This window comes from Burkholderia cepacia complex sp. TUM26381, from assembly GCF_057439935.1.
Genome location: NZ_CM172006.1, coordinates 3,432,558 through 3,454,811, shown reverse-complemented (window position 1 = coordinate 3,454,811; position 22,254 = coordinate 3,432,558). Strand labels below are relative to the sequence as shown.

Annotated in this window: 21 protein-coding genes; 10 read left to right on the top strand and 11 right to left on the bottom strand. The window is 67.5% G+C overall.

The window, feature by feature from the left end; genetic code table 11:
• Nucleotides 1-53 precede the first annotated feature (53 nt).
• The 8 genes from bcaP to ACWMMN_RS16185 all read right to left on the bottom strand — a co-directional run bounded on the left by bcaP (nt 54) and on the right by ACWMMN_RS16185 (nt 7,528).
• On the bottom strand, nt 54-1,460 hold the full coding sequence (gene bcaP, locus ACWMMN_RS16220) for a branched-chain amino acid transporter BcaP (RefSeq protein ID WP_059232952.1): 1,407 nt from the start codon (nt 1,458-1,460) through the stop codon (nt 54-56).
• Between the two features lie 245 nt (nt 1,461-1,705).
• On the bottom strand, nt 1,706-2,362 hold the full coding sequence (rqpR, locus tag ACWMMN_RS16215; protein ID WP_059232953.1) for a response regulator transcription factor RqpR: 657 nt from the start codon (nt 2,360-2,362) through the stop codon (nt 1,706-1,708).
• Between the two features lie 7 nt (nt 2,363-2,369).
• Nucleotides 2,370-3,185: a quorum system sensor histidine kinase RqpS gene (gene rqpS / locus ACWMMN_RS16210; RefSeq protein WP_059232954.1), complete on the bottom strand. Its 816-nt coding sequence runs from the start codon at nt 3,183-3,185 to the stop codon at nt 2,370-2,372.
• A 416-nt stretch (nt 3,186-3,601) separates the two neighbouring features.
• The gene (locus tag ACWMMN_RS16205) at nt 3,602-4,372 is read right to left on the bottom strand and encodes a ferredoxin--NADP reductase (RefSeq protein WP_059232955.1); all 771 of its coding nucleotides are present in this window, start codon (nt 4,370-4,372) and stop codon (nt 3,602-3,604) included.
• A 227-nt stretch (nt 4,373-4,599) separates the two neighbouring features.
• The gene (locus ACWMMN_RS16200) at nt 4,600-5,247 is read right to left on the bottom strand and encodes a LysE family translocator (RefSeq protein WP_059232956.1); all 648 of its coding nucleotides are present in this window, start codon (nt 5,245-5,247) and stop codon (nt 4,600-4,602) included.
• A 105-nt stretch (nt 5,248-5,352) separates the two neighbouring features.
• Nucleotides 5,353-6,168, bottom strand: a complete 816-nt coding sequence (locus tag ACWMMN_RS16195; RefSeq protein ID WP_034190285.1) for an endonuclease/exonuclease/phosphatase family protein — start codon at nt 6,166-6,168, stop codon at nt 5,353-5,355.
• A 5-nt stretch (nt 6,169-6,173) separates the two neighbouring features.
• Nucleotides 6,174-6,662, bottom strand: a complete 489-nt coding sequence (locus tag ACWMMN_RS16190; protein WP_256085344.1) for a hypothetical protein — start codon at nt 6,660-6,662, stop codon at nt 6,174-6,176.
• A 146-nt stretch (nt 6,663-6,808) separates the two neighbouring features.
• Nucleotides 6,809-7,528 carry a nitroreductase gene (locus ACWMMN_RS16185; RefSeq protein WP_059232958.1) on the bottom strand — a complete coding sequence of 240 codons (720 nt, stop codon included), beginning with the start codon at nt 7,526-7,528 and terminating at the stop codon, nt 6,809-6,811.
• 229 nt (nt 7,529-7,757) lie between these two features.
• On the opposite strand from ACWMMN_RS16185, the gene ACWMMN_RS16180 reads away from it, so the two are divergent.
• The 10 genes from ACWMMN_RS16180 (at nt 7,758) to ACWMMN_RS16135 (ending at nt 19,106) form a co-directional block, all read left to right on the top strand.
• Nucleotides 7,758-8,738 carry an AAA family ATPase gene (locus ACWMMN_RS16180; RefSeq protein ID WP_059232959.1) on the top strand — a complete coding sequence of 327 codons (981 nt, stop codon included), beginning with the start codon at nt 7,758-7,760 and terminating at the stop codon, nt 8,736-8,738.
• A 167-nt stretch (nt 8,739-8,905) separates the two neighbouring features.
• Entirely contained in the window at nt 8,906-10,015 is a 1,110-nt protein-coding gene (locus ACWMMN_RS16175; protein ID WP_486422848.1) for an NAD(P)/FAD-dependent oxidoreductase, read from the top strand.
• 137 nt (nt 10,016-10,152) lie between these two features.
• Nucleotides 10,153-10,464, top strand: a complete 312-nt coding sequence (locus ACWMMN_RS16170) for a high-potential iron-sulfur protein (RefSeq protein ID WP_021163765.1) — start codon at nt 10,153-10,155, stop codon at nt 10,462-10,464.
• A gap of 191 nt (nt 10,465-10,655) precedes the next feature.
• Nucleotides 10,656-11,963 carry an MFS transporter gene (locus tag ACWMMN_RS16165; RefSeq protein WP_486422847.1) on the top strand — a complete coding sequence of 436 codons (1,308 nt, stop codon included), beginning with the start codon at nt 10,656-10,658 and terminating at the stop codon, nt 11,961-11,963.
• 322 nt (nt 11,964-12,285) lie between these two features.
• Complete coding sequence (locus ACWMMN_RS16160) at nt 12,286-13,914, top strand: ABC transporter substrate-binding protein (protein ID WP_059232962.1); 1,629 nt, start codon at nt 12,286-12,288, stop codon at nt 13,912-13,914.
• Nucleotides 13,915-14,024: 110 nt separating this feature from the next.
• Complete coding sequence (locus ACWMMN_RS16155; RefSeq protein WP_059232963.1) at nt 14,025-15,035, top strand: ABC transporter permease subunit; 1,011 nt, start codon at nt 14,025-14,027, stop codon at nt 15,033-15,035.
• Between the two features lie 4 nt (nt 15,036-15,039).
• Nucleotides 15,040-15,957, top strand: coding sequence for an ABC transporter permease subunit (locus tag ACWMMN_RS16150; protein WP_059232964.1), 918 nt, complete (start codon nt 15,040-15,042; stop codon nt 15,955-15,957).
• Between the two features lie 2 nt (nt 15,958-15,959).
• Nucleotides 15,960-16,955: an ABC transporter ATP-binding protein gene (locus tag ACWMMN_RS16145; RefSeq protein ID WP_174994165.1), complete on the top strand. Its 996-nt coding sequence runs from the start codon at nt 15,960-15,962 to the stop codon at nt 16,953-16,955.
• Complete coding sequence (locus ACWMMN_RS16140) at nt 16,952-17,968, top strand: peptide ABC transporter ATP-binding protein (protein ID WP_059232966.1); 1,017 nt, start codon at nt 16,952-16,954, stop codon at nt 17,966-17,968. The genes ACWMMN_RS16145 and ACWMMN_RS16140 overlap by 4 nt, the downstream gene beginning before the upstream one ends.
• Nucleotides 17,961-19,106, top strand: coding sequence for a TraB/GumN family protein (locus tag ACWMMN_RS16135; RefSeq protein ID WP_174994166.1), 1,146 nt, complete (start codon nt 17,961-17,963; stop codon nt 19,104-19,106). The genes ACWMMN_RS16140 and ACWMMN_RS16135 overlap by 8 nt, the downstream gene beginning before the upstream one ends.
• A 557-nt stretch (nt 19,107-19,663) precedes the next feature.
• Here the strand turns inward: ACWMMN_RS16135 and pxpA are convergent.
• The 3 genes from pxpA to pxpB are packed head-to-tail and all read right to left on the bottom strand — an operon-like array spanning nt 19,664 to nt 22,205.
• Nucleotides 19,664-20,428, bottom strand: coding sequence for a 5-oxoprolinase subunit PxpA (gene pxpA, locus ACWMMN_RS16130; RefSeq protein ID WP_034190296.1), 765 nt, complete (start codon nt 20,426-20,428; stop codon nt 19,664-19,666).
• A 56-nt stretch (nt 20,429-20,484) separates the two neighbouring features.
• Nucleotides 20,485-21,552: a 5-oxoprolinase subunit C family protein gene (locus ACWMMN_RS16125; RefSeq protein ID WP_486422846.1), complete on the bottom strand. Its 1,068-nt coding sequence runs from the start codon at nt 21,550-21,552 to the stop codon at nt 20,485-20,487.
• Complete coding sequence (gene pxpB / locus ACWMMN_RS16120) at nt 21,549-22,205, bottom strand: 5-oxoprolinase subunit PxpB (RefSeq protein ID WP_256085342.1); 657 nt, start codon at nt 22,203-22,205, stop codon at nt 21,549-21,551. The genes ACWMMN_RS16125 and pxpB overlap by 4 nt, the downstream gene beginning before the upstream one ends.
• Between the last annotated feature and the right edge of the window lie 49 nt (nt 22,206-22,254).

The window sequence follows — 22,254 nt, the reverse complement described above, 5'->3', positions numbered from 1 at the left end:
GGCCCCGTGCGGTGGGCGTCGCGACGCGCGGCCTGCGCGCGCCGCGACGGCGCTCAGTGCGCGTCGTGGTGACCGTGCGCGAGCTTCGAGTGGTGACGCGAGTACAGGAAGTAGATCACGAGACCGATCACGAGCCAGATGCCGAATGCGGCCCACGTGACGGGCTGCAGGTTCAGCATCAGGAACAGGCACGCCGCGACCGCGAGGATCGGCACCACGGGCACGCCCGGGCAGCGGAACGCGCGCGGCAGGTCGGGGTGCGTGCGGCGCAACACGAGCACCGCGATCGACACCATCGAGAACGCCGCGAGCGTGCCGATGTTGATCAGCTCGGCGAGCACGTTGAGCGGCACGAGCGCGGCGATCAGCCCGAAGAACAGGCCGACGAGCCAGGTCGTCAGGAACGGCGTCGCGTAGCGCGGGTGCACGCGCGACAGCATCGACGGCAGCAGCCCGTCGCGCGACATCGCGAAGATCACGCGGGTCTGGCCGTAGCTCATCACGAGGATCACGGTCAGCATGCCGAGCACGGCGCCGAGATCGATGAAACCGGCGACCCACTTCTCGCCGGCCACCTGCAGCGCGTACGAGATCGGGTGCGAGATGTTCGCGTACTGGGCTGCCGGCACGATGCCGGTCGCGACTGCGGCGACCGTCACGTACAGCACCGCGCACACCGCGAGCGACGCGATGATGCCGATCGGCAAATCGCGTTTCGGGTTCTTCACTTCCTCGGCCGCCGACGACACCGCGTCGAAGCCGATGAACGCGAAGAACATCACGGCCGCCGCGCCGAACACGCCGTTCCAGCCGTGCGGCATGAACGGCTTCCAGTTCGCGGGCGTCACGTGGAACAGGCCGACCGCGATCACGAGCAGCACGACCGACACCTTGATGAACACCATGATGTTGTTGATGCGGGTCGATTCGCGGATGCCGATCGACAGCAGCGTCGTGATCACGATCATCACGAGGAACGCGGGCAGGTTGAACCACGTGACGACGCCCGGCACCGCGCCGGGCGCGGCCGTCAGCACGGTCGGCAGCGACAGCCCGAAGCCCTGCAGCAGCGACTGCAGGTAGCCCGACCAGCCGACCGACACGGCCGACGACGCGAGGCCGTACTCGAGCATCAGGTCCCAGCCGATGATCCACGCGACGAGCTCGCCGAGCGTTGCGTACGAATACGTGTAGATCGAGCCGGCAACGGGGATCGTCGACGCGAATTCCGCGTACGACAGCGCCGCGAGGCCGCATGCGATCGCGGCGATCACGAACGACAGCATCAGGGCGGGGCCGGCTTGCACGGCGCCGGTGCCGGTCAGCACGAAGATGCCGGTGCCGATGATCGCGCCGATGCCGAGGAAGGTGAGGTCGATCGCGCCGAGCGCTTTCTTGAGCCCGGCGGCGTGCGCGCCGGCGATCATGCGATCGACGTTTTTCTTGCGGAAGAGAGACATTGCGGATGAATCGCCAGCGCGCGCAGGCGCGGGGGCGCTGACTGAGTGAAAACCCGTAATTTTAGCCGATTTGACGAACAAGACCCGCTGCGGCGCAGCGGCGCGCCGCGGAATCGTCCGATAAAACAAGCGCTTGCGCGCAAAAAACGGGCGGCGGTTGAAGGCGACGCGGCGTGTGCCGCGTCATGGAATCGGACGAATCCGATGGAGCAGGTGAATCCGGCGGAACAGGCGGATCGGGCGGATCAGGCGCCGGCGGTGGGCGCCATGTCGACGAGCCGGTTGCTCATCACGTAGAACGTGAGTTCCGCGTTGTTCGACAGCCGCATCTTCTCGAGCAGCCGCGACCGGTACACGCTCACCGTCTTCACGGACAGCGACAGCGTGTTCGCGATGTCGGTGAGCCGCTTGCCCGACGCGAGCATGCAGAGCGTCTGGTATTCGCGGTCGGACAGCTTCTCGTGCGGCAGCGGCTCGTTCTCGAACGACACGTATTCGGCGAGCGCCTCGGCCATCGCGGGGCTCACGTACTTGCGGCCGGCCGCGACCTGCTGGATCGCGCCGATCATCTGCGCGGCGTTGACCGTCTTCGACAGGTAGCCGGCCGCGCCGGCCTTCAGCGCGCGCACCGCGTACTGGTCCTCGCGGTACATCGAGAACATCAGCACCGGCGTGCGCGACAGCTTGCGCTTGAGGCGCTTGAGCACCTCGATGCCGTTCGTGTCGGGCAGCGAGATGTCGAGCAGGATCACGTCGAATTCCTGCTTGTCGACGGCGGCCATTGCGTCGCCGCCGGTTTCGGCCTCGGTCACGTCGCGTGCGACGCCGCGGTCGATCAGCAACTGGCGGATCCCTTGCCGGACGATCGCGTGATCGTCCACGAGCAGGATGTTCAGGCTCATGGCGACCTCACGAAAGCGACGCGCGGCGGGCCGCGACGGGCACCGCGAGCAGCGAATCCCACGCGAAGCGCGCGGTGACGCGCGTGCCGTGGCCGGCATCCGGCGTGGCCGTGTCGAAGCTGCCGCCGAACGCCTCGCAGCGGGCGCGCATGCCCGCGAGGCCATAGCCGCTGCGGCGGTTCCGGGAGAAACCGGTCCCATCGTCGGCGACAATCAGTGACAGATGCGTGCCGTCGGTGACGATCCGTACGTCGACCGACGTTGCGCGTGCGTGCTTCGCGACGTTCGACAGCGCTTCCTGCGCGACACGGAACACCGCGAGCGCGCTGGCGCCGGCGATCTGCGTCAGGCGCGCGTCGGCTGCGCACACGAAGCTCGTGCGCAGGCCCGTGCGGGCCGCATGGGTGTCGATCCACGACGACAGCGCGCCGATCACGCCTGCGTCGAGCGCCGGCGTGTCGCGTTCGTCGATGAGCCGGCGATTCGCGTCGGTGGCGGCGTCGAGCGCCTGCTGCGCCAGCTCCAGCGCGCGCAGGCAGCCGTCCGGCGCATCGGCCGGCAGCCACGTTTGAACGTTTGCGAGCGCGAAACGCGCAGCGGTCAATTCGGCGCCGAGTCCGTCGTGCAGCTCGCCGGCCAGGTGGCGGCGGGCCGCTTCGTCGGCGGCGAGCAGTTGGGCGGAAAGTGCCGCGATCCGCGCGGCGGAGGCGTCGCGTTTCGACGCTGCGCCGGCGATGGGCGGAGTAACGGCGCCGCTGTGCACGAGCTGCCGCGGCGGGAACGGGGCGTGGGCGCTCGAGGGCGCGTTAAGCGACGTATCCATGACTCTCCCTGCTGTCAGAAAGCGGTTCAGACACCGGCTGGCTGCGTGGATCGGCTGCCGTTTTGACGACGGTTGCCGCCAGAGAATCGCTCCATGCCGAGGTAACAAAAGTTACGTCTTGTAACACTTGCATCCGACCCTTCCACTCTCATTCAAACGGCAACCACGCGCGGCGAATAATATCTCAAAATTTCCGAAAAGGTCATGTCGGGCGGACATTTAAGGGTAAATGTGAATAATCGGAATGAACCTGTTGTAGGAAAAACACTGACACCCGAACACCGGACGATGCCGTATCCAAATGTAACTATTTGAGATGGGATGGTCCCAGTTTGTTACGAATTCGCCAAGTAGGGATGAAAAAAAACCGGAGCTTTTGCTCCGGTTCTTGATGCGGCACAAATTTCGGGGGCGGATCAGTCCACGAAGGCGCGCTCGATCACGTAGTGGCCCGGTGCGCTGTTCTTGCCTTCGACGAGGCCGGCCTGCTTCAGCAGGTCGGTCGTGTCCTTCAGCATCGCGGTGCTGCCGCACAGCATCACGCGGTCGTTTTCCGGCGAGAACGGCGGGACGTCGAGATCCGTGAACAGCTTGCCCGTCGCGATCAGGTCGGTGATCCGGCCTTCGTTGTCGAACGCTTCGCGCGTGACCGTCGGGTAGTAGACGAGCTTTTCCTTGATGATGTCGCCCAGGTACTCGTGGCCCGGCAGGTCGTGCTTGATGAAGTCCATGTACGCGAGCTCGCCCTTCAGGCGGCACGTGTGCGTCAGGATCACCTTGTCGAAGCGGTCGTAGATCTCCGGATCGCGGATGATCGACATGAACGGCGCGAGGCCCGTGCCCGTCGACAGCATCCACAGCGTCTTGCCCGGCAGCAGGTTGTCGGCGACCAGCGTGCCCGTCGGCTTCTTGCCGATCAGCACGGTGTCGCCGACCTTCAGGTGCTGCAGGCGCGACGTCAGCGGGCCGTTCTGGACCTTGATGCTGAAGAATTCGAGATGCTCTTCGTAGTTCGGGCTGACGATCGAGTAGGCGCGCGCGAGCGGCTTGCCGTCGACCTCGAGGCCGACCATCGTGAATTCGCCGTTGTTGAAGCGCAGGCTCGCCTCACGGGTGCAGGTGAAGCTGAACAGCGTGTCGGTCCAGTGATGGACGGATTGGACGGTGGCGGTGTCGTATTTGCTCATGGCTTTGAAAACGGACGCGCGTAGCGAACGCGTGTATCGGGCCCAAAAACGGGCAAAAAAACCGAGTGCGACGGCCCGATCACGGATCGGCCGGCCGGCGCGTCGGACACGCGCCTTCTCGATGACAGACGTTTGAGGAACTCGTTATTTTACCCTGTTGACGCGGATCGCGGGCTTGACCCCCGCGGCTGCGCGGATTTGGCGCAACAAATTCTTGCAACGAGCTTTCAGCGATCGGCCGCGAGTTTCGCGCCGAGACCGACGAGCGCGACGCCGCACAGCGCGTCGAGCGGGCGTCGCACGCGACGGTAGCCGCGCTGCGCGCGCGGGCTCGCGAACAGATACGCGACACACGAATACCAGCCGGCCGACAGCACGCCGATCGTCACCAGCACCGCGCCGTTGAACCACAGCGGCACGTGCGCGGGCAGCATCGCCGCGAACACGCTGGTCCAGAACGCGCACGATTTCGGGTTCGTCAGGCACGTGAAGAGGCCGCTGCGATAGGCGCGCAGGTAGTCTCGCGCGTGCGGTGCGGCCAGCGGCGCGGTGGTGTCCGGCGCGTCGGCCGGCGCCGCGTCGCGGCGCACGCCCGAGCGCAGCAGCTTGAAGCCGAAATACACGAGATACACGGCGCCGCCGATCCGGATCGCCTCGTACAGCCATTCGACCTGGTGCAGCACGGCCGCGAGGCCGAGCATCGCGAGCGTCGCCCACGCGACCGACGCGGTACCGACACCGAGCGCCGATGCGGCGCCCAGGCTGCGCCGGCCGGCGAGCGACAGTTGCGAAATCATGAAGAAATTCGGGCCAGGCGTGATTGCCGCGACGAGGTAGACGACGGCGATTTGCAGCAGGATCGGCAGGTAGGTCATGGTGGCGCGGCCCGGCGGCGTGGCGCTGGCGGAATGGGCAAGCCGTTACTGTAGCGCGCGCCGCGCAACCGTGCTCCCGTGGCGCGCGACCGGATTCCCGGGGCGTTACTGCGGATCGAGGCGCAGCCGCGCGATGTAGGGCAGGTGGTCCGACAGCCACGCGGCTTCGCCGGACGGCGCGCGCCATTCGAGCGGCGTCAGGCCGCGCACGAACATCTTGTCGAGCGCGAGCGCCGGCGAGAACGCGGGGAACGTGCGGCCCGATTCGCCGAGCAGCGTCGCGACTTCGGACATCCCGATCTCGCCGAACAGCGCGACCGAATCGTTGCGCCAGTCGTTGAAGTCGCCGGCGAGCATCAGCGGGCCGTCGCCCGCGTTGCGCACGATCCAGTGCGCGATCCAGTGCATCTGGCGCAGCCGCGCGGCGCGCGTGAGCGCGAGGTGCGCGCACAGCAGCGTGACCGGGCGCGCGCCCGCGAGCGTTGCACGCGCGACGAGCAGCCCGCGCCGCTCGAAGCGGTGTGCGGAGATGTCCCAGCGGCCGCCGAGGTCGAGCGGATGCGGCGACAGGATCGCGTTGCCGTGCCGCCACGACGGCTTGAAGACGTTCGGCCCGAGCGCGATCTGCCAGTCGAGCGCATGCGCGATCTCGGTGGCCTGGCAATGCCACACGTCGTCGACCGCGTCGTCCATCTGCGCACCGAAGCCGGGTGCGAGCACGGGGCGCGGCATGCGGCGCGCCATCGCTTCCTGCAGGAAATACACGTCGGCGTGCGTCGACTGCATCCAGTTGCGCATCGCGTTCCACGCGGTGAAGCCGAGCGGCGAGCGGCCCTTGTGCAGGTTCCAGCTGACGGCGGTGATTTCGTCGGGCGCGGCGTGCGGTTCGGCGAACGGCAGGGACAGGGCGTCGGCGGACATGACGCTCAGTCCTTCGCGACGTGCGCACGCACGCGGTACACGAGATGCGGATGCTGCTCGACGAGCGTCCAGTCGGTCCAGGCGTCGCCACCGACCGACAGGCCGGGGTGGCTCGCGACGATCTGCCGCGGCGACGCGGGCACGCACGGATCGCTGCGCGTCGCGTTTTCGTCGTCGAGCGTTTCCTGCACGTCGAGCGCGAGCGACACGGTGTTCGCGTTCGCATCGACGGTGAGCGGCGCGACCGTCACCGAGCGCGAGCGCTCGGTCGGCACGACGCGCGCGGCATTGCCGCAGCCGACCGGCACGGCGGACGGATAGCGATGGGTATCGGTGCGGGTCTGACCCACGGTGGTGTTTTGCTGGAACGTGTCGATCGTCTGACCGTCGCGCACCACCTGGATTTCCCACGCGACGACGGCCGGCGCGGGGCTCTGCGCATGAGCGGCGAGCGCGACGCTCGCAAGCAGGACGGCCAGGCCGTGTTTCAGCATGAAACGTCTCCGGAAACGCGGGATAGCGGGGAACGGACGCACATCTTACGCCCGATCGATTTCGATCGCGATGTGACAGGACGCGGCACGACAGGTTCGCCGCACGATGCGTTCCTGTTCGAAAGGTAGGGCCGCGCCGTGCGTTTTCAAGCGAAAAAGCGCGCGAACTCGGCCACCGGCGCGCGCTCGGTGACGAGGCGGTTCTCGATCGCGTCCGGGTCGGCATGGCCGAGCGACATGCCGCAGACGAATTGTTCGTGGGGCGGAATGCCGAGGTGGTCGGCGACGATCCGGTGAAACGGCACGAACGCGGCCTGCGGGCAGGTATCGAGCCCGCGGGCGCGCGCGGCCGTCATCACGCCTTGCAGGAACATCCCGCAATCGAGCCAGGCCCCGTGCGTCATGATGCGGTCGAGCGTGAAGAACAGCGCGACCGGCGCGTCGAAGAAACGGAAGTTGCGCGCGTGCTGCGCGTGCATGCGCGCCTTCTCGTCGCGGCCGATGTTCAACAGCCCGTACAGGTCCCAGCCGACCTTGCGGCGCCGGTCGATATACGGCGACACCCATTCGCGCGGGTAGTAGTCGTATTCGGCGACGTATTTCTCGTCGCGCGCAGGGTCGTCGTGGGCCGCGGTGAGCGCGGCGGCGAGCGCATCGCGCGTCGCGCCCGTCGCGACGTACACGCGCCACGGCTGGATGTTGGTGCCCGACGGTGCGCGGCTCGCGGCTTCGAGGATCGCCTCGAGCGTGTCGCGCGGCACGGGCGTCGGCAGGAATGCGCGGACTGCGCGGCGCGACGTGAGCGCCGCGTCGACGGCGCCGATCGCGTCGGCATCGACGCGCGGAGAAGCAGTGGGGACGGACATCTGCGTACCTTCGGGGCGGCGTGCCGTGCGCCGCGCGGGCGCCGTCGTCAGGGCCGGCGCGGCGGGTGGAGGAACCAACGATCATACGCTGCGGCGCGCAGCCGTGCAGCGCGCGCGGAGTGTTAGCAGCAGACTCGCACGGCTGCTTGCTTGCACGGGGATGCGGGACCGCTACACTGAAATCGTAAGGGTCTGATGGATGTGTGACGGCAAGTGCAGCGAGGTTGGTATGACGACGGCGATGGTGAAACAGGAACTGGCGGTGGCGTCCTTCAGCACGGTGTACGACCTCGAGCAGGTCGAGACCGCGCTGAGCGACCTGAACGAGAGCGCGAGCGACGCACTGCGCGCGACCTACGAGCGAATGCTCAAGACGGGGAATCTGCGCTTCTGCGTGAAGCCGAACCGGATGCCGTCGTTCGATGAACTCGGCGAAGCGTTGCCGAATTTCGGCGAGCCGCTCGACGACGTGCGCAAGCAGGTCGCGCTGTGCCTCGAGACGGACGACCGGCTCGAGCTGATGCCGATCCTGCTGCTCGGGCCGCCCGGGATCGGCAAGACGCATTTCGCGAAGGCGCTCGCGCAACTGCTCGGCACCGCGTACCACTACGTGCCGATGAGTTCGCTGACGGCCGGCTGGATCCTGTCGGGCGCGTCGTCGCAATGGAAGAACGCGAAGCCCGGCAAGGTGTTCGAGGCGCTCGTGAACGGCAGCTACGCGAACCCGGTGATCGCGGTCGACGAGATCGACAAGGCCGGCAGCGATGCGCAATACGATCCGCTCGGTGCGCTGTATGCGTTGCTCGAGCACGACACCGCGCGCGCGTTCGTCGACGAATTCGCGGAAGTGCCGATCGATGCGGGCAACGTGATCTGGATCGCGACCGCGAATGACGCGCAGGCGATTCCGGAGCCGCTGCTCAACCGGATGAACGTGTACGAGATCGCGCCGCCCGATGCGGCCGGCGCGCGCCGGATCGCGCAGGCGATCTACGACGAGATCCGCACGTCGCATGCGTGGGGGCGGCGCTTCCCCGATACGCTCGGCGACGATGCGCTCGACGTGCTGGCCGCGACGCCGCCGCGCACGATGCGCCGTGCGCTGCTGCACGCGTTCGGCGCCGCGCGGCTCGACGGCCGCGATGCGATCGGCCCGCAGGACATTCGCGCCGACGAGGGGGCCGCGAAGCGGCGGCCGATCGGCTTCTGACGCGGCCCGCGCGCGCACGGCTGCGGCGTGCGCGCGTGGTTGAGCGTGGCGTGCGTGGCGCCGCCGGCCGCGTCGTCGCGACGCGATGCGCATGCGTTCGGCAAACGGGTGAACCGGGACGTACAATTCCTTTCTCTCCCTTCGACGCGCGAGCAGCGCGAACAGTCATGGAGCAGATGGATTGTGTCGTGATCGGCGCAGGCGTCGTCGGTCTGGCGATTGCGCGCGAACTGGCCGCGCGCGGGCGTGAAACGATCGTGCTCGAGGCGACCGAGGCGATCGGCACGGGCACGAGTTCGCGCAACAGCGAAGTCATCCACGCGGGGCTCTACTATCCGCGCGGGTCGCTGAAGGCGACCTCGTGCGTGCGCGGGCGCGACCTGCTGTACGAATTCTGCGAGACCCATCACGTGCCGTACCGGCGCGCAGGCAAGCTGCTCGTCGCGACGAGCGCCGCGCAGGTGAAGCAGTTGAAGGCGATCGCCGCGCGCGCGGCCGAAAACGGCGTGCTCGACCTGATGCCGCTCACGCGTGCCGAAGCGCAGACGCTCGAGCCCCAGCTCGAATGCGTGGAGGCGCTGTTCTCGCCGTCCACGGGCATCGTCGACAGCCACCAGCTGATGCTCGCGCTGCTCGGCGACGCGGAACGCGACGGCGCCGTATGCGCGCTGAAATCCCCGGTCGAATCGATCGACGTGCTGCGCGGCGGGCGCTTCATCGTGCGTACGGGCGGCGACGCGCCGGCCGAGATCGACGCCGCGTGCGTGATCAACAGCGCGGGCCTCGGTGCGCAGGCGCTCGCGCGCCGCACGCGCGGCCTCGATCCGCGCTGGGTGCCGCCGCTCTATCTCGCGCGCGGCAATTACTTCAGCCTGTCGGGCCGTGCGCCGTTCTCGCACCTGATCTACCCGATGCCCGATCGCGCGGGGCTCGGCGTGCACCTGACGCTCGATCTCGGCGGGCAGGCGCGCTTCGGCCCGGACGTCGAGTGGTGCGACTCGCTGCGCTACGAAGTCGATCCGGCGCGCGCGGGCGCGTTCTACGCGTCGATCCGCGCGTTCTGGCCGGGCCTGCCCGACGATGCGCTGCAGCCGGCGTACGCGGGCATCCGGCCGAAGCTCGCGGGGCCCGGCGAGCCGCCGGCCGATTTCATCGTGCAGGGCGCCGCGCAGCATGGCGTGCGCGGGCTCGTGAACCTGTTCGGCATCGAGTCGCCGGGGCTCACCGCGTCGCTCGCGCTCGCGCAGCGCGTGGGCGAGATGACCGCGTACCGCTGACGCGGCGCGCGTGACGGCCGTGTGAAATTCCTTATCTCTGGAATTTCGGCGCGCACATTTATTCGCTTGAGCGTTATTCTGTCGAACGGCTGTCGCCAGAACAGCTTTCAAACCGATAACGTTGGAGCGAGTCCCCCATGAAAACATCCCGTCGGAGTTTCCTGATTACGAGCATTGGTGCCGTGTCCGCGCTGGCGCTGTCGCGCGAAGCGCTGGCCGATGCGCCGATGCTGTCGGAAACGGATCCGACCGCCGTGGCGCTTGGCTACAAGGCCGATGCCACGAAGGTCGACAAGACGAAGTACCCGAAGTATGCAGCGGGCCAGGATTGTGCGGCCTGCATGCTGTACCAGGGCAAGAAGGGCTCGGCTTCGGGCCCGTGCGGCGCCTTCCCCGGCAAGCAGGTGTCGGCGAAGGGCTGGTGCAGCGCCTTCTCGAAGATGGGTTGAGTCCCGTGCGGCATCGTGCGATGCCGCATTGTGGCGAAAACCCCAAAACGCCCGCCGTCGAAAGATGGCGGGCGTTTTTTATTGCTTGAAAACGGTTCCGTCGCTTTCTACACTCGCTGCAAACCTGCGCGCCGCGGCCCACCCGCGCGCCGCGCCGCCCGACACGGTGAATTCACGAGGACGAGGCACGCATGGCGACGATTGCGAATTCAACGAAAACGGTCCGGCCCGAGCGTGCGCTGAACCGGCGCGCGGTGGCGGCCGCCGTGATCGGCAACGCGCTCGAGTGGTACGACTTCACGGTGTTCGGCTTCATGACGGTCGTGATCGCCGAGCTGTTCTTCCCGACCACCAGCGAATACTCGTCGCTGCTCCTGACCACCGCGACGTTCGGCGTCGCGTTCTTCATGCGCCCGATCGGCGGCATCGTGTTCGGGCTGTATGCGGACCGCGCGGGCCGCAAGGCCGCGCTGTCGCTCGTGATCCTGCTGATGACGGCCGGCATCTTCCTGCTCGCGATCGCGCCGCCCTATGCGGCGATCGGCATCGGCGGCCCGATCCTGATCGTGCTCGGCCGGCTGCTGCAGGGCTTCTCCGCGGGCGGCGAATTCGGCAGTGCGACGGCGCTGCTGATCGAAGCCGCGCCGTTCTCGAAACGCGGCTTCTACGGCAGCTGGCAGATGGCGAGCCAGGCGGCCGCGCTGCTGATCGGCGCGCTCGTCGGCGCGGCCGTCACGCGCGGGCTGTCGCACGACGCGCTGCGCAGCTGGGGCTGGCGCGTGCCGTTCATCCTCGGGCTCGTGATCGGCCCGATCGGCTTCTACATCCGCCGCCATCTCGCCGATTCCGAGGCGTTCCTGCATGCGCAGCAAAGCGCGCGCCGTGCGACGCTCGGCGAAGTGTTCACGCGCCACCCGCGCGAGGTGCTGTGCGGGCTTGGCTCGGTGATCGCGCTGACGGTGACGATCTACGTGCTGATCAGCTATCTGCCGACCTTCGCGGTGAAACAGCTGAAGCTGCCGTACGCGGAATCGTTCTACGCGGTGATCGTCGGCAACCTGCTGCTGATGGTGCTGTCGCCGGTCGCGGGCGCATGGTCGGACCGCATCGGCCGCAAGGGGCTGTCGCTGTGGTCGCTGGTGCTGACGCTCGCGCTGATGTATCCGCTGTTCGCGTGGCTCGACGCGGCGCCGAGCATCGGACGGCTGATCGCGGTGCAGGCCGTGCTGTCGGTGACGCTCGCGGGCTACTACGGGCCGTTCGGCGCAATGATCGCCGAGCTGTTCCCGGCCAACGTGCGCTCGACCGGGCTGTCGATCGCGTACAACGTCGCGGTGATGCTGTTCGGCGGCTTCGGGCAGTTCATCGTCACGTGGCTGATCAAGGTCACGGGCACGCCGCTCGCGCCGACCTACTACGTGATGGCGGGGATCGCGCTGTCGATCGTCGCGGTCGCGTTCGTGCCCGCGCGCAGTGCCGACCTCGATGCGCCGGCGTGACGACATGACGATTTGAAGACGATCGTCGGATCGTTTCGCAAAACGCAATGATGTGCTGCAGAGCACGGGAAAACGGTGCGTCGAACCGTTGCGTTCGCGCCCGAATTGTTTAGTCGTCGAACGAAACTTGCGCGAGATGAACGGAATTGTCGCTCGCGCGCGTTGTCGCATTTTTTACCCACACTAAACATCGGCAAAAACCCGCGCGGGACATCTAGAAGAGTTTTTTCTCCAGCTTGTTGCCACATCGTTAGCTCAAGTAATATCCGCGTACGCCGGCCCCTGGCGGGGATCGGTTCCGATCTGGAGACCTGGAGGAAACATGGAATACAACCGTCTGTTGCACACCCTGCGTGTTACCGCCATTGCAGGCGTGGCAGCGGCATCGCTCGGCGTCGCGGGCTCTGCATTCGCACAGATCCCGAACAAAACGCTCGTCTACTGCTCAGAAGGCAGCCCGGCGGGTTTTGATTCCGCGCAATTTACGACTGGCGTCGATTTCACCGCCGCCACATTCACCGTCTACAACCGTCTCGTCGAATTCGAGCGCGGCGGCACGAAGGTCGAGCCGGGCCTCGCCGAGAAGTGGGACGTGTCGCCCGACGGCAAGGTGTACACGTTCCACCTGCGCCACGGCGTGAAGTTCCACACGACCGACTTCTTCAAGCCGACGCGTGAATTCAACGCGGACGACGTGCTGTTCACGTTCCAGCGCATGCTCGACCCGAACCAGGCGTTCCGCAAGGCATACCCGGTGTCGTTCCCGTACTTCACCGACATGGGCCTCGACAAGCTGATCACGAAGGTCGAGAAGGTCGATCCGTACACCGTGAAGTTCACGCTGGCCGAGCCGAACGCGCCGTTCATCCAGAACATGGCGATGGAATTCGCGTCGATCCTGTCGGCCGAATACGGCGACCAGCTGATGAAGGCCGGCAAGGCCGCCGACATCAACCAGAAGCCGGTCGGCACGGGCCCGTTCATCTTCCGCAGCTACACGAAGGACGCGACGATCCGTTTCGACGGCAATCCTGATTACTGGAAGAAGGGCGAAGTGAAGCTGTCGAAGCTGATCTTCTCGATCACGCCGGATCCGGGCGTGCGCGTGCAGAAGATCAAGCGCAACGAATGCCAGGTGATGAGCTATCCGCGTCCGGCCGACATCGCGACGCTGAAGGCCGACTCGGGCGTCGACATGCCGTCGCAGGCCGGCTTCAACCTCGGCTACCTCGCGTACAACGTCGAGCACAAGCCGGTCGACAAGCTCGAAGTGCGTCAGGCGCTCGACATGGCGATCAACAAGAAGGCGATCCTCGAGTCCGTCTACCAGGGCGCCGGCCAGGCTGCGACCGCGCCGATGCCGCCGACCCAATGGTCGTACGACAAGAACCTGAAGATGGCCGCCTACGACACCGCGAAGGCGAAGGCGCTGCTCGCGAAGGCCGGCTATGCGAACGGCTTCGAGATCACGCTGTGGGCGATGCCCGTGCAGCGCGCGTACAACCCGAACGCCCGCCTGATGGCCGAGATGATCCAGGCCGACTGGGCGAAGATCGGCGTGAAGGCGAAGATCGTCACGTACGAGTGGGGCGAGTACATCAAGCGCGCGCACTCGGGCGAGCAGGACACGATGCTGATCGGCTGGACCGGCGACAACGGCGATCCGGACAACTGGCTCGGCACGCTGCTCGGCTGCGAAGCGATCAAGGGCAACAACTTCTCGCACTGGTGCTACAAGCCGTTCGACGAGCTGGTCCAGAAGGGCCGCACGACGACGGGCCAGGACGCGCGGACGAAGCTCTACATGCAGGCCCAGCAGATCTTCGCGCAACAGCTGCCGTTCTCGCCGGTCGCGAACTCGACGGTCTACCAGCCGACGCGCAAGAACGTGGTCGACATGCGTATCGAACCGCTCGGCTATGCCCGCTTCGACGGTGTTAGCGTGAAGTAACACGCCTGTCGTAAGCTGTCGCGAAGACCGGCTAACTCATCCGGCGGCGGGAGGCCAAAAGCTTCCCGTCGCCGGTCGCACATTTCCCACAAGAAAATACGAGACGCATCATGTTCAGATTCGTGTTGCGCCGCGTGGGCATGGTGATCCCGACCTTCATCGGCATCACCATCCTGGCGTTTGCGCTGATTCACCTGATACCGGGCGACCCCATCGAAGTGATGATGGGCGAGCGCGGCGTCGATCCCGCGATGCATGCAGAGGCGATGAAACGCCTCGGGCTCGACCAGCCGCTGCCCATGCAGTACCTCCACTACATCGGCCGTGCGCTGCACGGCGATCTCGGCACGTCGATCATCACCAACACGAGCGTCGCGGGCGAATTCTTCGCGCGCTTCCCGGCGACCGTCGAGCTGTCGCTGTGCGCGCTCGTGTTCGCGCTCGCGGTCGGGCTGCCGGCCGGCGTGATCGCCGCGCTGCGGCGCGGCTCGGTCGTCGACCACGGCGTGATGGGCACCGCGCTCACCGGCTACTCGATGCCGATCTTCTGGTGGGGGCTGATCCTCATCATGGTGTTTTCGTCGTACCTCGGCTGGACGCCCGTGTCGGGGCGCATCGCCGTCGAATACGACTTCCCGCACCCGACGGGCTTCATGCTGATCGACGCGCTGCTCGCGCCGGACGAAGGCTCGTTCAAGTCGGCGGTCAGCCACCTGATCCTGCCCGCGATCGTGCTCGGCACGATCCCGCTCGCGGTGATCGCGCGGATGACGCGCTCGTCGATGCTCGAAGTGCTGCGCGAGGACTACATCCGCACCGCACGCGCGAAGGGGCTGTCGCCCGTGCGCGTGGTCGTCGTGCATGCGCTGCGCAACGCGCTGATCCCGGTCGTCACCGTGATCGGCCTGCAGATCGGCACGCTGCTCGCGGGCGCCGTGCTGACCGAGACGCTCTTTTCGTGGCCCGGTGTCGGCAAGTGGCTGATCGATGCGATCGGCCGCCGCGACTATCCGGTCGTCCAGGGCGGCATCCTGTTGATCGCGACGCTCGTGATCGTCGTGAACCTGGTCGTCGACCTGCTGTACGGCGTGCTGAATCCGCGCATCCGCCACACGAGGTAATCCCATGAGCAATCTGCAAAACACCCTGCCGACCGAATCCGCGCCGGCCGGCGGCCGTGCGCTCGCGCTGCGCGAGTTCTGGGCCAACTTCTCGCGCAACCGCGGCGCCGTCGGCGCCGGCATCGTCGTGCTCGCGCTGATCTTCGTCGCGCTGCTCGCGCCGCTGCTCGCGCCGCACAGCCCGGTCGAGCAATACCGCGACTTCGTGAAGATCCCGCCCGCCTGGCTCGACGGCGGCAACTGGAAGTTCATCCTCGGCACCGACGAAGCGGGCCGCGACATTCTTTCGCGGCTGATGTTCGGCGCGCGGATGTCGTTCTGGATCGGCTTCGTGTCGGTCGTGCTCGCGCTGATCCCCGGCATCGTGCTCGGGCTCGTCGCCGCGTTCTTCCAGAAGTGGGCCGACACGCCCGTGATGCGCATCATGGACGTGCTGCTCGCGCTGCCGTCGCTGCTGCTCGCGGTCGCGGTCGTCGCGATCATCGGCCCGGGCCTCACCAACACGATGTTCGCGATCGCGATCGTCGCGCTGCCGGCCTATGTGCGCTTGACGCGCGCGTCGGCGCTCGGCGAGCTGCAGAAGGAATACGTGACGGCGTCGCGCGTGGCCGGTGCCGGCACGCTGCGCCTGATGTTCTCGCAGGTGCTGCCCAACTGCACGGCGCCGCTGATCGTGCAGGCAACGCTCGGCTTCTCGTCGGCGATCCTCGACGCGGCCGCGCTCGGCTTCCTCGGCCTCGGCGTGCAACCGCCGACCGCCGAGTGGGGCGCGATGCTGGCTTCCGCGCGCGACTACATCGACAACGCGTGGTGGATCGTGACGATGCCGGGCCTGTCGATCCTGATTTCGGTGCTCGCGATCAACCTGCTCGGCGACGGGCTGCGTGACGCGCTCGATCCCAAACTGAAACGGATGGCATGACCATGAGCAATCTTCTGACCATCCGCAATCTCGCGGTGAACTTCAACGGCCTGCCCGCTGTCGACCGGATCAACATGTCGATCGCGCCGGGCGAGGTGGTCGGTGTCGTCGGCGAATCGGGCTCGGGCAAGAGCGTGACGATGATGGCGCTGATGGGCCTGATCGATGCGCCGGGCAAGGTGACGGCCGACGAGGTCACGTTCAACGGCGTCGACCTGCTGAAGGCGTCGCCGAAGGCGCGCCGCAAGATCGTCGGCAAGGACATCGCGATGGTGTTCCAGGACGCGCTGACGAGCCTGAACCCGAGCTACACGGTCGGCTACCAGATCAAGGAGGTGTTGAAGCTGCACGAAGGCCTGCGCGGCGACGCGCTGAACCGGCGCGCGCTCGAACTGCTCGACCAGGTCGGCATTCCCGATGCGAAGAACCGCATCACGTCGTTCCCGCACCAGATGTCGGGCGGGATGAACCAGCGCGTGATGATCGCGATGGCCGTCGCATGCAACCCGAAGCTGCTGATCGCCGACGAGCCGACCACCGCGCTCGACGTGACGATCCAGGCGCAGATCATGGATCTGCTCGTGAAGCTGCAGAAGGAACGCGGGATGGCGCTCGTGCTGATCTCGCACGACCTGGCCGTGGTGTCGGAGGTCGCGCAGCGCGTCGCGGTGATGTACGCGGGCGAGATCATCGAGACCAACAGCGTGCCCGATATCTTCCGTGCGCCGCATCATCCGTACACCGAAGCGCTGCTCGCGGCGATTCCCGAGCACAATAAGGGGGCGCGTCGCCTTGCCGCATTGCCCGGCATGGTGCCGGGCCGCGATGATCGCCCGTCCGGGTGCCTGTTCGCGCCGCGCTGCAAGTACGTCGTCGACGATTGCAGCAAGGCGCGGCCGGCGCTCGACACGCTGGTGTCCGGCAACGATGCGATGCGCGCACGCTGCATCAAGCCGCTCAATGTTTCCAACCTCGACCTGACGGGAGGCGCACGATGAATGCAGTCAATCAAACGCCTCGCGCGTCGCACGACGATGAAGCCGTCCTGGTGGCCGACGGCCTCGCGAAGCACTATTCGGTGAAGCGCGGGATGTTCGGCCAGGGCACCGTGAAGGCGCTGAACGGCGTGTCGTTCTCGCTGAAGCGCGGCAAGACGCTCGCCGTCGTCGGCGAGTCGGGCTGCGGGAAATCGACGCTCGCGCGCCAGCTCACGATGATCGAGACGCCCACGTCGGGCAGCCTGACGATCGACGGCAAGAACGTGGCCGGCGCGAGCCGCGAGACGGTCGCCGACCTGCGCCGCCGCGTGCAGATGGTGTTCCAGAACCCGTTCGCGTCGCTGAACCCGCGCAAGACCGTCGAGCAGACGCTCGCCGAGCCGCTCGAGATCAACGCGAACCTGACGGCTGCCGAGCGCGCGCAGCGCATCGCGCAGATCATGCGCACGGTCGGCCTGCGGCCCGAGCACGCGAAGCGCTATCCGCACATGTTCTCGGGCGGCCAGCGCCAGCGGGTCGCGATCGCGCGCGCGATGATCCTCGATCCGCGCATCGTCGTCGCCGACGAGCCGGTGTCCGCGCTCGACGTGTCGATCCAGGCGCAGATCCTGAACCTGTTCATGGATCTGCAGGAGCAGTTCAAGACGAGCTACGTGTTCATCTCGCACAACCTGTCGGTGGTCGAGCACGTCGCGGACGACGTGATGGTGATGTACTTCGGCAGCGTCGCCGAGCTCGGCGACAAGGCGACCATCTACGCGCGGCCGCGCCATCCGTACACGCGCGCGCTGATGTCGGCGACGCCGGCGATCTTCGAGGAAGACCGCCGCGTGCAGATCAAGCTGCAGGGCGAACTGCCGTCGCCGCTCAATCCGCCGTCGGGCTGCGCGTTCCACCAGCGCTGCCCGTACGCGGTCGAGCGGTGCCGCGCGGAGGAGCCGCAGCTGCGCGAGGTCGATGGCCGGCAGGTGGCATGCCATCGCGCCGAGGAGGTAGGGGAGGCGAATGCCTGAAGCGTTGGCGGCGCGCGTGTCCGGCGCGCGTCGTGCGGGGGCCAGCGGGGCGCGCGTGATGCGCGCGTACCGCTACGCGCGGCGCTGGAGCGTGCGTACCGTCACGGGCGCGGCGCTGGCCGGCGCGTGCGTGGCAGCCAGCCTCGTGGTTCCCGTCGAATCCGCGCGCGCCGAAGGGCGCGCGCCGGCCACTTCACCGATCCATCCGTCGCAAGTCCCGCCGCCCGGCATGAGCCTGCCGGGCTTCCACGCGCCGTCCGTAACGGACGGCACCGTGTCGCGCGGCACCGTGCGCGTGCAGCCCGCGCGCATGCCGTTCTACGTCGCGACCAAGGGCAACGTCACGCTGTACGTGCTCGGCACGCTGCACACGGGCGATCCGTCCGATTACCCGAGCGCGCAGCCGTTCCGGCCGCGCATCCTCGCGGCGCTCGCCGCGTCGCCGACGCTCGCGCTCGAGCTGTCGCCGGACGACCTGCTCGAATCGCAGGACGATGTATCGAAGTACGGCGTGTGCCGCTACCCGTGCCTGCAGCGGCTGCTGCCCGAACCGCTGTGGCAGCGGCTCGCGGCGCGCCTGCGCGGCAACCCGGCCGCGCTCGCCGAGATCCGCAAGATGCGGCCGTGGCTCGCGGCGCTCGTCGTCGAGACTTACGATTCGTTGTCGGCCGGCCTGCAGACCGAGTACGGCACCGAAGCGCAACTGCAGAACGTGTTCCTGAAGAAGAAGGGCGGCCGCGTGATCGGGCTCGAGACGCTCGCCGAACAGATGCGCGCGTTCACCGGGCTGACGCTGGCCGAGCAGCGCGAGATGCTCGCGCAGGACATGGTGCAGACCCCCGCGCAGAATGCCGACGACATCAAGGCGCTGCACCGTCTGTGGCGAATTGGCGACGCCGATGCGATCTCGGCGTGGGCCGTTGCGAAGAGCGAGCGGCTCGCGCGTTCGAAGGCATTGTCGGCGTCGATCGACAACAAGATCGTGTACGAGCGCAACCGGCGCTTCGTTGCACGAATGACCGCAATCGCCGCCCCGAACCGGCCGCTGTTCGTCGCGATCGGCGCGCTGCATCTGGGCGGCCCGCGCGGCGTGCTCGAATTGTTGCGCCAGCAAGGGTACCGGGTCGACGCGAACTGATCGCGCCCGGCGGCTCGCACTGATCTTCCCCTGTTTGATTGACATCGCGCGCCCTGCGTGAGGCACTTGATCGACGGTGCAAATCGATAAGGAAAACCCTTGAATTGTCGGAAAATAGCGTTTAAAACGATTGACATCCCGTTCTGCCAATCTCTATTCTTCACCCCACAAGTTGAAAAAATGAAAAGAATAGATAAGTTCTACGGGGTAGCAGAAATAAAGCGCGGGGTGAGCGTCGCCGGCACGTGAAGCACGTGCCGGCCGCGGAGAGTCTGCATGCACGGCGGGGCCAATCATCGTCGGATAACACATGCATGCAGGCCGACTTGCAGATAAGCGACGTTCCGTCGTCTGACCGGGGAATGCAGTGATCGGGCGGCGGCGGACGTTTTTTAATCCGGAAGATTTTTCCGGTCACCGTCGAAAGACGGTTTCGGGGGGCGAATCGACAGACGGCGAAGCCGCAGCGATTGCGCCAACGGAAAAGCGCCACGAGGGCGCTTTTTTCTTTTGTGCGGCCGATATGCGCAACGAGTGTCGCGCGGGATGAATTCGCGTCACGCGCCTTCGTCGGCCTGCAGCGCGCCGGGCGCGACGACGTCGACGCCGGCCGCCTCGAGCGCCGCGCGAATCCGCTTCGCGAACGCCAGGGCATGCGGGCCGTCGCCGTGCAGGCAGACGGTCTGCGCATTGAGCGGCACCCATTCGCCGCTCAGCGCGCGCACCTGCCGGTTGCGCACCATGTCGAGCGTGCGCGCGAGCACCGCGTCTTCATCGTCGATCAATGCGCCGGGCTGGCTGCGCGGCACGAGCGAGCCGTCCGCGCGGTAGCCGCGATCGGCGAACACTTCCTCCACCGCGGCGAGCCCCGCGTGCCGCGCGGCCGCGACGAACACGCTGTTCGCGAGCCCGAACACCGCGAGCGACGGATCGAAGTCGTGGATCGCGGACACCACCGCATCGGCGATCATCGGGTCGCGCGCGGCCTGGTTGTACAGCGCGCCGTGCGGCTTCACGTGCGCGATGCGCCCGCCTTCGGCCTGCGCGATCGCCGACAGCGCGCCGAGCTGGTACAGCACGCCCGCGTAGATGTCGCCGGCCGGCAGCTGCATTTCCTTGCGGCCGAAATTTTCCGGATCGTGAAAGCTCGGGTGCGCGCCGATCGACACGCCTTTCTGTACGGCCCAGCGCACGCAGTCGCGCATCGCATTCGCGCCGCCTGCATGCCAGCCGCACGCGATGTTCGCCGACGTGACGAGGTCGAGCAGCGCCTCGTCAGATCCGCATCCTTCGCCGAGATCGGCATTCAGATCGATTTCCATGATGTTCCTCGTCCACTGGTTGCGTGGCGCGTCTTTCGTTACTGCTTCGGCCATTGTCACGCTGCGCGCGATTGGGCGCGGCGGCGCGCTTCTTCTCGCATGTCGATCGCAACGTCGATCTGCCGCAGATAGGCACGTTCTGCGGCGAGGGCGGCGCGCGCGGCGTCGGGTGTCGTGCGCACGAAGCGGATCGGCAGGTTGAGCCGCGCCTGTGCGAGTTTCCACAGATCGGCGCGGATCACCGTGCCGATCTTCGGGTAGCCGCCGGTGGTCTGCGCGTCGTGCATCAGCACGATCGGCTGGCCGTTGGGCGGCACCTGGATCGTGCCGGGCAGCACCGCGTGCGACAGCAGCTCGACCGGCTGCTCGCGCACGAGCTCGGCGCCGGCGAGGCGATAGCCCATCCGGTTGCTGTTCGCGGTGACGAGCCATTCCTCGTCCCAGAACGCCTGCTGCGAATCGGCCGCGAACGATGCGTAGTCGGGGCCCGGCAGCACCCGCACCGGTATCGCCCATGGCGCATGCGCGGGGCGGTGGCGGCGCGGCGGCTCGTCGACGCGCACGAATGCGCACCACGCGGGCGCCTTCACGCCGAATTCGGGCGCATCGGCCGCGAGGCAGCCGGCGCCGGACGGCGGCACGCCGACCGGGAGCCGGTCGCCGTCGCGCAACGTGCGGCCGGCGAGGCCGCCGAAGCGCGATGCGAGATCGGTACTGCGCGAGCCGAGCATCGGCAGCACGTCGATGCCGCCCGCGATGCACAGGTAGCCGCGCATCCCGCGTTTCGCGGCCGGCAGCACGAGCGTCTGTCCGGCCTCGACCGGCAGGCTCCACCACGAATACACGCGCTGGCCGTCGAGCGTCGCGCCGAATTCGGTGCCGGTGATCGCGATGCGCGTCGCGCGCGTGAAGCGGAACGTGGCGGGGCCGATCGTGATCTCGACGGCTGCCGCGTCGGGGCGGTTGCCGACGAGCCGGTTGCCGACCTCGAGCGCGAGCCCGTCGAGCGCGCCGCCTTGCGCGACGCCGAGATGGCGCGCGCCGCGGCGCCCGAGATCCTGCACGGTAGACAGCGGGCCGGCCCGCACCACCTCGATGGTGCCCGGTGCGTTGCTCTGGGTCATCGTGCGTCGACTCCGGCAATGGTGAAGCGCACGCGGTCGCCGGGCAGCAGCAGCGTCGGCTGCGGCCGCGCCGGATCGAACAGCACGTGCGACGTGCGGCCGATCAGCTGCCAGCCGCCCGGCGACGTGGCCGGGTAGATGCCCGTCTGCGCGCCGCCGATGCCGACCGAGCCGGCCGGCACCTCGAGGCGCGGCGCCGCGCGGCGCGGCGTGTGCAGCGATGGGGCGAGGCCGCCCAGATACGCGAAGCCCGGCTGGAAACCGACGAAGAACACGACGTATTCGCCGGCCGCATGGCGCGCGACGACCTCGTCGGCCGGCAGGCCCGTATGCGCGGCAACGGCTGCCAGGTCGGGGCCGGCGGCACCGCCGTATTCGACCGGGATCTCGACCTCGCGGCCGTCCGCGTGCTCGACGTCGGCCGTCTCCCACGCGTCGCGCAGCGCGGGCGTGAGCGATTCGGCGGTCGTGGCGAGGGCGTCGAACACGATGGTGAGGTTGTTCATGCCGGGGACGACGTCGATCACGTCGGGCCACGCGCGCGCGGCCTCGGCAACGGCCCAGACGCGGCGCTGGCAATCGAGCGTGGCGGGCGGCGGCACCTCGCAGACGAGGGCGGCATCGCCGAGCGGATAAATGCGGGGTTGCGTCATCGGACTGGCACGGTTCGGACGGCAATGTTAGCGCACATTGTCAATAAAA

Bases quoted from the DNA above. Each gene is read 5' to 3' on its own strand.
- ACWMMN_RS16145 (WP_174994165.1), top strand. From the start codon at position 15,960: ATGAGCAATCTTCTGACCATCCGCAATCTCGCGGTGAACTTCAACGGC.
- ACWMMN_RS16205 (WP_059232955.1), bottom strand. From the start codon at position 4,372: ATGAGCAAATACGACACCGCCACCGTCCAATCCGTCCATCACTGGACC.
- ACWMMN_RS16170 (WP_021163765.1), top strand. From the start codon at position 10,153: ATGAAAACATCCCGTCGGAGTTTCCTGATTACGAGCATTGGTGCCGTG.
- ACWMMN_RS16135 (WP_174994166.1), top strand. From the start codon at position 17,961: ATGCCTGAAGCGTTGGCGGCGCGCGTGTCCGGCGCGCGTCGTGCGGGG.
- ACWMMN_RS16190 (WP_256085344.1), bottom strand. From the start codon at position 6,662: ATGCTGAAACACGGCCTGGCCGTCCTGCTTGCGAGCGTCGCGCTCGCC.
- bcaP (WP_059232952.1), bottom strand. From the start codon at position 1,460: ATGTCTCTCTTCCGCAAGAAAAACGTCGATCGCATGATCGCCGGCGCG.
- ACWMMN_RS16165 (WP_486422847.1), top strand. From the start codon at position 10,656: ATGGCGACGATTGCGAATTCAACGAAAACGGTCCGGCCCGAGCGTGCG.
- pxpA (WP_034190296.1), bottom strand. From the start codon at position 20,428: ATGGAAATCGATCTGAATGCCGATCTCGGCGAAGGATGCGGATCTGAC.
- ACWMMN_RS16155 (WP_059232963.1), top strand. From the start codon at position 14,025: ATGTTCAGATTCGTGTTGCGCCGCGTGGGCATGGTGATCCCGACCTTC.
- ACWMMN_RS16175 (WP_486422848.1), top strand. From the start codon at position 8,906: ATGGAGCAGATGGATTGTGTCGTGATCGGCGCAGGCGTCGTCGGTCTG.
- ACWMMN_RS16185 (WP_059232958.1), bottom strand. From the start codon at position 7,528: ATGTCCGTCCCCACTGCTTCTCCGCGCGTCGATGCCGACGCGATCGGC.
- rqpR (WP_059232953.1), bottom strand. From the start codon at position 2,362: ATGAGCCTGAACATCCTGCTCGTGGACGATCACGCGATCGTCCGGCAA.
- ACWMMN_RS16180 (WP_059232959.1), top strand. From the start codon at position 7,758: ATGACGACGGCGATGGTGAAACAGGAACTGGCGGTGGCGTCCTTCAGC.
- pxpB (WP_256085342.1), bottom strand. From the start codon at position 22,205: ATGACGCAACCCCGCATTTATCCGCTCGGCGATGCCGCCCTCGTCTGC.
- ACWMMN_RS16160 (WP_059232962.1), top strand. From the start codon at position 12,286: ATGGAATACAACCGTCTGTTGCACACCCTGCGTGTTACCGCCATTGCA.
- ACWMMN_RS16140 (WP_059232966.1), top strand. From the start codon at position 16,952: ATGAATGCAGTCAATCAAACGCCTCGCGCGTCGCACGACGATGAAGCC.
- ACWMMN_RS16150 (WP_059232964.1), top strand. From the start codon at position 15,040: ATGAGCAATCTGCAAAACACCCTGCCGACCGAATCCGCGCCGGCCGGC.
- ACWMMN_RS16200 (WP_059232956.1), bottom strand. From the start codon at position 5,247: ATGACCTACCTGCCGATCCTGCTGCAAATCGCCGTCGTCTACCTCGTC.
- ACWMMN_RS16195 (WP_034190285.1), bottom strand. From the start codon at position 6,168: ATGTCCGCCGACGCCCTGTCCCTGCCGTTCGCCGAACCGCACGCCGCG.
- ACWMMN_RS16125 (WP_486422846.1), bottom strand. From the start codon at position 21,552: ATGACCCAGAGCAACGCACCGGGCACCATCGAGGTGGTGCGGGCCGGC.
- rqpS (WP_059232954.1), bottom strand. From the start codon at position 3,185: ATGGATACGTCGCTTAACGCGCCCTCGAGCGCCCACGCCCCGTTCCCG.